The sequence below is a fragment of the Erwinia sp. V71 genome, assembly GCF_965644245.1.
Lineage (GTDB): Bacteria > Pseudomonadota > Gammaproteobacteria > Enterobacterales > Enterobacteriaceae > Erwinia.
Genome location: NZ_CBFFRK010000161.1, coordinates 1 through 8,798, shown reverse-complemented (window position 1 = coordinate 8,798; position 8,798 = coordinate 1). Strand labels below are relative to the sequence as shown.

Annotated in this window: 10 protein-coding genes; 1 reads left to right on the top strand and 9 read right to left on the bottom strand. The window is 56.5% G+C overall.

The window, feature by feature from the left end; translation table 11 throughout:
- Window positions 1-44: 44 nt before the first annotated feature.
- Window positions 45-629 carry an NAD(P)H-dependent oxidoreductase gene (locus ACSZO1_RS20695; RefSeq protein ID WP_437616024.1) on the bottom strand — a complete coding sequence of 195 codons (585 nt, stop codon included), beginning with the start codon at window positions 627-629 and terminating at the stop codon, window positions 45-47.
- A 79-nt stretch (window positions 630-708) separates the two neighbouring features.
- On the opposite strand from ACSZO1_RS20695, the gene ACSZO1_RS20690 reads away from it, so the two are divergent.
- A complete protein-coding gene (locus ACSZO1_RS20690) occupies window positions 709-1,299 on the top strand; it encodes a TetR/AcrR family transcriptional regulator (RefSeq protein WP_437616022.1) in 591 nt (196 codons plus the stop codon).
- Window positions 1,300-1,312: 13 nt separating this feature from the next.
- On the opposite strand, the gene pqqF is transcribed toward ACSZO1_RS20690, so the two are convergent.
- The 8 genes from pqqF to ACSZO1_RS20650 all read right to left on the bottom strand — a co-directional run bounded on the left by pqqF (window position 1,313) and on the right by ACSZO1_RS20650 (window position 8,686).
- On the bottom strand, window positions 1,313-3,739 hold the full coding sequence (gene pqqF, locus ACSZO1_RS20685; RefSeq protein WP_437616020.1) for a pyrroloquinoline quinone biosynthesis protein PqqF: 2,427 nt from the start codon (window positions 3,737-3,739) through the stop codon (window positions 1,313-1,315).
- Window positions 3,739-4,881 carry a pyrroloquinoline quinone biosynthesis protein PqqE gene (pqqE, locus tag ACSZO1_RS20680; protein ID WP_437616018.1) on the bottom strand — a complete coding sequence of 381 codons (1,143 nt, stop codon included), beginning with the start codon at window positions 4,879-4,881 and terminating at the stop codon, window positions 3,739-3,741. The genes pqqF and pqqE overlap by 1 nt, the downstream gene beginning before the upstream one ends.
- Window positions 4,868-5,152, bottom strand: a complete 285-nt coding sequence (gene pqqD, locus ACSZO1_RS20675) for a pyrroloquinoline quinone biosynthesis peptide chaperone PqqD (RefSeq protein WP_437616016.1) — start codon at window positions 5,150-5,152, stop codon at window positions 4,868-4,870. The genes pqqE and pqqD overlap by 14 nt, the downstream gene beginning before the upstream one ends.
- The gene (gene pqqC / locus ACSZO1_RS20670) at window positions 5,152-5,916 is read right to left on the bottom strand and encodes a pyrroloquinoline-quinone synthase PqqC (protein WP_437616014.1); all 765 of its coding nucleotides are present in this window, start codon (window positions 5,914-5,916) and stop codon (window positions 5,152-5,154) included. The genes pqqD and pqqC overlap by 1 nt, the downstream gene beginning before the upstream one ends.
- Window positions 5,917-5,926: 10 nt before the next feature.
- A complete protein-coding gene (gene pqqB, locus ACSZO1_RS20665) occupies window positions 5,927-6,838 on the bottom strand; it encodes a pyrroloquinoline quinone biosynthesis protein PqqB (protein ID WP_437616012.1) in 912 nt (303 codons plus the stop codon).
- Between the two features lie 55 nt (window positions 6,839-6,893).
- Window positions 6,894-6,971 carry a pyrroloquinoline quinone precursor peptide PqqA gene (gene pqqA / locus ACSZO1_RS20660; protein WP_437616026.1) on the bottom strand — a complete coding sequence of 26 codons (78 nt, stop codon included), beginning with the start codon at window positions 6,969-6,971 and terminating at the stop codon, window positions 6,894-6,896.
- A 163-nt stretch (window positions 6,972-7,134) separates the two neighbouring features.
- Window positions 7,135-8,184 carry a dipeptidase gene (locus ACSZO1_RS20655; RefSeq protein WP_437616010.1) on the bottom strand — a complete coding sequence of 350 codons (1,050 nt, stop codon included), beginning with the start codon at window positions 8,182-8,184 and terminating at the stop codon, window positions 7,135-7,137.
- A 181-nt stretch (window positions 8,185-8,365) separates the two neighbouring features.
- A complete protein-coding gene (locus ACSZO1_RS20650; protein WP_437616008.1) occupies window positions 8,366-8,686 on the bottom strand; it encodes a GNAT family N-acetyltransferase in 321 nt (106 codons plus the stop codon).
- Window positions 8,687-8,798 lie beyond the last annotated feature (112 nt).

Genomic DNA, 8,798 nt, shown 5'->3' with positions numbered 1-8,798 from the left:
AGCGGGCATCGTGAAAAGTCTATGTCAAAGAAAGAGTTATGTTCTCATAATTGACGATTAAATCGCACCTTCCCTAACTGGCGTGCTTTTTCCAGATGCTGCGCAATATCTTCCTGTAATAACACGGTTGACGACGCAACCGGCGCACCGCAATAGTCGAAAATGCCGTGATCTATCTGGGTCTGCATCGCCTGCCGATAACCATGACGCTGCCAGGTGCCGCTGTCTGCCGCGCCGAGCGCCACCAGATGTACCGGAAGATGGCCTAACTTCTTCACCAGTTTCCCCTGCATATCATCGTCATACGCCCAGCCATTACAGAACACCCGGTCAATCCAGCCTTTCAGCAGACCGGGCAGCGACCACCAGTAAACCGGATACACCAGTACCAGCGCATCGGCGGCGGCGATTTTTTGCTGTTCGGCTACCACATCAGCCGGGATCGGTGCCTGTTTCTGAAACGCGGCCATATCGGCGGCATTGAAGCGCGGATCAAAGCCATTGCGCCGCAAATCATGTATCTGCGCACTGTGCCCTGCGTGCTGCTGCACGCCCGCCGCAATCTGCTGCGCCACGCGATGGGTGAGTGAATCAGCTAAGGGATGAGAAACAACAATATGTGCGTGCATAGAAAGCCCTCCAGCTTGCCTGCGGTTAACGGGAAGCGTAAGCTATATACCATTAGTAACTTACCTTTGGTATATAAGCATGTCAACAGCTGAAAAACGCACCCGCTTATCGCGTGAAGAACGCCATCAGCAATTACTGCAAATGGCATGGCAACTGATTCGGGAAGAAGGCACGGATGCCCTGACATTAGGCAGACTGGCGGAAAAAGCGGGTGTGACCAAACCCGTGGTTTACGATCACTTTGCAACACGTTCAGGGCTTTTTGCCGTACTTTATCAGCAATATGACCAGCGTCAGAACGCACTCATGGATGACGCGCTGGCCCGCAATGAAAACAGCCTGCAGGCCAGAGCACAGGTGATAGCCGGTGCCTATGTCGACTGTGTACAGCAACAGGGACGGGAAATTCCCGGCGTGATCGCCGCACTTGCCGGCACGCCGGAACTGGAGCAGGTAAAGCGTGATTACGAAACGGACTTTATCGCCAAATGCCGCGCACTGCTAGCTCCGTTTGCCACACATGGCACACTGGCAGACGCACCGTTATGGGCGATGCTCGGTGCAGCGGAAAGTTTATCGCGTGCTGCGGCCAGTGGCGCAATCAGCGCCGGGCAGGCAAAAGATGAACTGTATGGCATTATTGTCTCAATGGTGAAAAGAAGCGCCTGACCACTCGTCAGGCTCAGCATGAAACAATATCAGAGCCCTGATCGCTGACAATCACCCACCCATTATCGCGCGTCGCGCGCAGCTGCTGGTAGTAATGATACAGCTGCCCGGCAGAGAGTTGTGCAATCGCCGCGTCGGTTAATGGCGCGGCGAAATCCTGCTGCGCGCGCCACTGCGCACGGTAACGGGCAACCGGTTCAGCGGGTTCACTCAGCAAACTGGCCTGCAGGCTGGCGCGTTGTTGAGCGAACAACGCCTCATCCAGCGTGGCAATTTCGTCTGCCATGCCCTCAATAAACGCGTCGACGGATTGCAGAATGGCTGCCGTGCTATGCGTCGGTGACTGTACAGCAAACACGATGCCGCTGACGCCCGCCACCGCCTGAAAATGGCAGCTCACCACATAACCCAGGTTCTGCTCGATACGTAATTGCTGGAAAAACCGTGGCGCAAACACTGCCGCCAGCAGTCGCCAGGCCGCATGTTCGCTCGCGCTCTGCCCGCTAAGCGGGCAAAACAGCAGTACCGCGGCATCACGCCCCGCTACGGTGACGCTGTAACGTTTATGCGCAGACACTGGCGGCAGCACCGCCTGTAATGACGGATTTACTGGCGCGGGAAACAGTGTTAACAGTTGTGACAGCTGTTGCTGCAAGGCCTGATCGCCGCCATACAACGCCGCACACCATGGCAGCTGTGGCCACAGGCTGTCAGGCTGCTGCGCATCGCCATTGATGATCAGCGGTAACTGCTGCAGTAACGCCCGCACGGCTATCGCGGCACGCCACTGCTGCTGGTGTTGCTGATACTGGCGCACCGCCTGCTGATGACCGGCGACAGCCAGCACGCGGATCTGCTGCTGCAGTCGATCCAGAACAGAAAGCATCAGGTGCGGTTCTGCACTTAACGTCAGCAGCCAGCTGCCCTGCTCTGCGGCAAAACTCAGGCTGCCGCCAGCGTGCGCGCATTCAGCAACCAGACCACGCAGACCGTTACGCAGTTTTTCGCCCCAGAATTCCGACAACGGATAACCCGGCGCAGGCGACAGCAACAACACACTCTGCTCATGTTCACTGCGGTGATGCGGCAGCGGACAGCTCGCCTGCGGTAACTCGGGAGCGACGAGAGTTTCAGACAGCGGATAGAATTGCCAGTGTGGTTCCGCCGCAGGCCGCTCTCCGCCGCGCCACGGCGTTGCCGTCAGCGCCAGGCGGAAGCCTTGTGTCGCATAATCCGCGGCATCAGCCAGCGGGGAAATCCACAGCCGGGTCAGATTGCTGGCGGTAAGCTGCTCCAGCAGCGCCTGCCACGGCTGATAGAAATTGCTGTCCACCTGCTCTGGCGGAGGAAAACCAAACGCGCGAGCGCGTAGCTGATCGACCGGTGCCATCACGCGAAATTGCTGGCAGGCCAGCGCGGCATAATGCGTCAGTTGCGCCAGCCCGGCATCGGCCAGCCGATGCAGCCAGTGCAGGCAGAGCGCCTCAACCGGGCCGCACAGCGTTTGCTGCGCGCTGCTGAGCAGAAAATCGATGCTCAGGACAGTGCCCTGCGAACTGCAGTACAGCAGCTGCACCTCGGCCGACTCACAGTAATCCCGCGCCCTGAGTTCAGCCAGCAGACTGCCAGGCGCTTCATCGGTCAAAAAATGACGCAGTAACGTCAGTGATGCACGCTGCTGCCAGCCCGTTTTCGCCAGGCAGAAGGATAAACGCAGGCGCGGACTGGCGGCGGAACATAAGGAATAATGGCGCGCGTGCGCCAGCTGCAATGTTTCTGGCTTTTCATAACGTGGCAGAGGCGAAGCAAAACAGCCGCCATACTGCTGCGCAAGATGTGTCAGTTGCGCCAGCGACTGCGGCCCCTGCAGCCACAGCGTCAGTCGGTTGCCGGTGAAATGCTGCTGATGCCAGTCACGCAGCGCCTGCTGCAGTGCGCCGGTATCGTCGCCAAAGCGGGCGGCACTGCCGGTATGGAAACGCTGCATCGCCGCCGGAGAACGAAAGGCACAACGCGTGGCCGCCGCCGTCAGCGTGCCGCTATCACGGCTCAGCAACTGATATTCGGCATCAATCACCGCCACTTCCTGGCGGATCGTCTCTTCGGTCAGCCGCGGCTGTGCCAGCATATCCACCATGCGCGCCAGTCCGGCTTCCAGCTGCTGCGACCCGGCATCAAAGAACCAGGCGCAGTGATGATCGTCGGTCGTGGCATTCAGCCGCGCCTCGACCCGCTGCGCCCAGGCCATCAGCCGCGCATCGCCCTGATACTGCTCACCACCGGCGAAGACCAGATGTTCCAGCAGATGCGCCAGCCCCGGCCATTCAACGGGGGTCGCATGACTGCCGGCGTCAAGCTGGATCAGGGCCGCCGCACGTGACGCTGTCGGATCATGGCGCAGATGCACCTGTAACCCATTCGCCAGCGTCAGTGACAGCATCAGGACGGCTGTCCCATATAGATCAGCTGCGAATTGGCGCGGTTACGGAACTGCAGTTCACTGATCTGCATATTGGTGCAGTTTGCCTGCTCGCGCGCCGCGATAATTTTGCCGTGATGTGCAGACTTGCTGCATACCGGATCGGCATTATCGGCATTGCCGGTCAGCATAAACGCCTGGCAACGGCAGCCGCCAAAGTCTTTCTCTTTTTCGCTGCAGGAACGGCACGGCTCCGGCATCCAGTCATAACCGCGATACTTGTTAAAGCCGAACGAGTCATACCAGATATGCTGCAGATCATGCTCCAGCACCGACGGGAATTGCACCGGCAGCTGACGCGCACTGTGGCACGGCAGCGCCATCCCTTCCGGCGTCACGCTAAGGAAGATTGCCCCCCAGCCGCCCATACAGCCTTTTGGCCGCTCTTCGTAGTAGTCCGGGGTGACAAACAGCAGATTGGCGAGATTGCCCTTATCCGCCATCTTCGTGCGGTAGTGCTGCACCACCTCTTCCGCCCGCGCGATCTGCTCGCGCGTCGGCAGCAGCCCTTCACGATTAAGCTGCGCCCAGCCGTAGAACTGACAGGTTGCCAGTTCCACGTCATCGGCTTCCAGCTCAATACTGAGTTCGATAATGCAATCGATCTGCTCTATGTTGTGACGATGCAGCACAAAATTCAGCACCATCGGATAACCGTGCGCTTTAACCGCTTTCGCCATCTCCAGCTTCTGCTGGAAGGCTTTCGCATTACCGGCCAGCGCGGCATTCAGTGTTTCGTCACTGGCCTGGAAGCTGATCTGAATATGGTCCAGACCCGCATCTGCAAAAGTGTCGATTTTCTTCTGCGTCAGGCCAATGCCGGAGGTAATCAGGTTGGTGTAAAAGCCGAGATCGCGCGCCGCGCGGATCAGTTCCGCGAGGTCTTTGCGCACCAGCGGCTCACCACCGGAGAAACCGAGCTGCACCGCACCCATTTCACGTGCCTGTTCAAACACCTTAATCCACTGCGCCGTGGTCAGTTCCTTCTCCTGTTTGGCGAAATCCAGCGGATTAGAGCAGTAAGGGCACTGTAACGGGCAGCGGTAAGTCAGCTCCGCCAGCAGCCACAGTGGCGCTTTGACCGGCGGTTTAGGTGGGATCACGGTAGATTATCCATTTCTGTTCGCCAGCCTGGGCGAAAAATTCGACAACATCATCATCCACGCCACCCGCTTCCGGGAACTGCTGGTTCAGTGCGGTAATAATCGCGGCCACCGAGGCTTTACCATCCACCTGTTGCAGGATCAGCGCCGCGGTTTCATTCAGTTTTGCCATGCCTTCAGGATAGAGGATGACATGGCACTCCTGAGTCGGCTCCCACTGCAAGCGGTAACCACGACGGAAAACGGGGATTTGCTGAAGCTGAATGTCCATCACACTAAGCGTCCTGTATGCCACACCGCATCCTGCGTCACACTGTGGTACGGCGGGCGGTTAAGTTCATAGGCCATGGTCATTGCGTCCAGCATGCTCCACAGAATATCGAGTTTAAACTGCAGGATCTCCAGCATCCGCTGCTGCTTTTCCACCGTGTTGCAGTATTCCAGCGCCAGCTGCAGACCATGTTCAACATCGCGATTCGCCTGGCTAAGGCGGCTGCGGAAATAGTCATAGCCTTCCGCTTCAATCCATGGATAGTGCTGCGGCCAGCTGTCGAGGCGTGCCTGATGAATCTGCGGCGCGAACAGTTCGGTCAGTGAACTGCAGGCCGCTTCCTGCCACACCGCGCGACGGGCAAAATTCACATACGCATCGACGGCGAAACGCACGCCCGGCAGCACATGTTTTTCCGACAGCAGTTCCTCGCGATCCAGCCCCACCGCTTCTCCCAGACGCAGCCAGGCTTCGATGCCCCCTTCGCTGCTGCCATAACCATCATGGTCGAGAATACGCTGCACCCATTTACGACGGGTATCCGGGTCCGGGCAGTTGGCCATAATCGCGGCATCTTTCAGCGGGATACTGGTCTGATAATAGAAGCGGTTCGCCACCCAGCCCTGAATCTGTTCGCGCGTCGCCTGGCCGTTATGCATGGCGATATGGTATGGATGATAGATGTGGTAGTAGCTGCCTCTGGCACGCAGCGCCTGCTCAAATTGCTCAGGCGTCAGCAGCACGGCGGATGATGTGTTATTCATCTTATGTGACCTACAGTTCGATTTGCATCCCATCCCAGCTGACTTCAATACCCTGCTCAGTCAGCGCCTGGCGCTCCGCAGAGTCTTCATTAAGGATAGGATTGGTATTATTAATATGGATAAGTATTTTGCGTTCCGCAGGCAGCGACGCCAGCAGCGCCATCAGTCCCTGCTTCTCGGCCAGCGCCAGGTGGCCCATATCCTTGCCAGTGTTACGCCCGACGCCCGCAGCTGCCAGCTCGTTATCACGCCACAGCGTGCCATCAATCAGCAGACAATCGGCGCGCTGCAGCCAGGCCATCAGCGTCTCATCCGGCTCGCCCAGCCCCGGGGCATACAGCAGCGTTCGGCCCGTGCGGCGGTCTTCGATAAACAGCGCCACATTGTGGCCCGGCAGCGGCTTACCACGATATTGTGAATACGGTGGCGCATTGCTGAGCAGCGGGATGGCGGTAAAGGTCAGCGCCGGACACACCGCGACCTGGAAGGGTTCGCCCGGCGTGATGGCATGGTGCACCAGGCCGCCATTCCAGTGGGACAGCATGGTAAACACCGGAAAACCGCTGGTCAGATCCTGATGTACTTCCGGCGTACACCACACCTGATGCGGGCAGCCTTCACGTAAATTGAGCAAGCCTGCGCTATGGTCGATCTGGCTGTCGGTAAGAATAATCGAACCAATCGCCGTGCCGCGCAGCACGTCATGCTTGATCAATGCAGGTGTGGCAGCGATCTGCTGACTGATATCCGGCGAGGCATTACACAACACCCAGTCAACACCATCATCACTGATAGCAATCGACGATTGTGTACGTCGGCTGGCCTTAATGGTGCCGTTACGTACGCCCTGACAGTTAGGACAGTTACAGTTCCACTGCGGAAAACCGCCGCCCGCCGCGGAACCTAAAACGTTAATCTGCATAGCAAAACCAGTGAAGGGGAAAGAAAATGCCCACAGCAGGCTGCGGGCATCGGTATTAACGGTTAGAAATGTACAGAGTCACTTCTAAGCCAAGACGTAAATCAACAAATGCAGGTTTAGTCCAGGTTTTCATACTTCCACTCCTCTTTCTGGTTATTAACAAAGCCGCAGATGAATAATTGCGGCAGACAAACTATTTGTTGTCAAATTATTGCTGTTTTGCGGCGCAGATGTTACTCCTTAAAACGAACCAAATGAACCATTTCTTTATTGGGGTTATTGGTTCGTCGCCTCCTCTACCAGCTGCGTGACAGCACATTCAGCCAGTTGCGCCAGGCAATATTTTCGATCAGTTGCTGCGAATAGCCCGCACCACGCATTGCCGCCATCAGGCGTGGCAGCCCGGCGACATCACACAGCGCAGCGGGAACCGAGACACCATCAAAGTCAGAACCGAATCCCACCCCCTCCTCGCCCAGCTTCTCCAGCAGGTAATCGAGGTGGCGGATAATGTCGCTGAGTGGCGTATCGCTATCCCGTTTGCCATCTGCGCGCAGAAAGGCATTGCCGAAATTGACGCCGACAAAACCGCGACTTTCGCCAATCGCCGCAAGCTGTTTATCGGTCAGATTGCGTGGCTGCGGGCATAACGCATGGGCATTGGAATGGGTGGCGACCAGCGGCGCCGTGCTGTGCTGCGCCACCTGCCAGAAGGCTTTTTCATTCATATGCGACAGATCGATCAGGATCTTTTTGCGGTTGCAGGCGTGCAGCAGCGCCACGCCCGCCGCCGTTAGCCCGTCACCACTGTCTGGCGAAGCTGGAAATGAACCGGTGACGCCATAGCCAAACTGATTCGGGTTATTCCACAGCGGACCAATGCTGCGCAGACCGGCCTGATAAAGTGCATCCAGCTGTTCGGCTGAGCCATCGAGAGCTTCAGCACCTTCAATATGCAGCACCATCGCCAGGATATTCTGCTCAATACAGTCGGTAATCTGCCGGGCATTGCGACAAATCTTTGCCCGCCCGGCGGAATGGGCTTCAATTTGTTGCAGTAAAGCGATTTGCTCATGGGTGATGGCCAGCGGGTCGTGCGGCTGGGCGGGTGCGTCAGGTTTGAGTTGCGGCATTAGCGAACCGGGCGGAACAAAGACGGCAAACAGACCGCCAGCAAAGCCGCCGAGCTGCATACGCGCCAGATCCAGCTGCCCGTCCAGCTGCTGGTGCAGAAAACGATCAACTGCGTCTGGCGCATCATCGAGCCACAGACGCAGCAGCAGATCGTTATGGCCGTCGAAGACGGGTGTTAACCGGGAAAATGGCGTATGACTTATGCCGCCCACAATTCATCTCGTTATCAAGCTAGCTAATATCTGAGGACGAATGTTAGCAGATTGTTGTACTGGTGTACCGTATTGTGTTCCAGATTATGGCTGAATGATTGTTAAAATTTTTAACTTCAGCCTGCAGTAATTGTTCAATAAAACAACCAACCGGTCATATAATAGTCTGCAGCTATTTTATTTATTGATGCTCACGCCATACCGGTAAAAGGTCTGGAAACCCTTCAATATGGATAGGCTGACGGTAAGTGCGATAACCCAAACGCTTAAATAAAGCCTGTGTAGCTGGTGTTGTGCATTCAGCGTAACATGCTGCTCTGTTGCTATTCAGCAGAGTATTCAATTCTTCGAGCAGACCTGTAGCAACCCCTTTTCGACGGTGTGAATATTTAACTGCAATTAGAAATATATAATAATGACCAGGCGTGGTGGGATGATAATGATCAAGTCCACGGAGAAGAAAGGATACTCTCGCATAATCAGCACCGCATTCCTTACGCAACTGGCTATGGAAGGTGCGATTTAATCATTCAAAGTTCTGCGCGAATTCAGATAATAAGTGCAACGCTTGGTCATGTGGATGGAGGGACGGTTAGCTACCGATAAGCTATCCT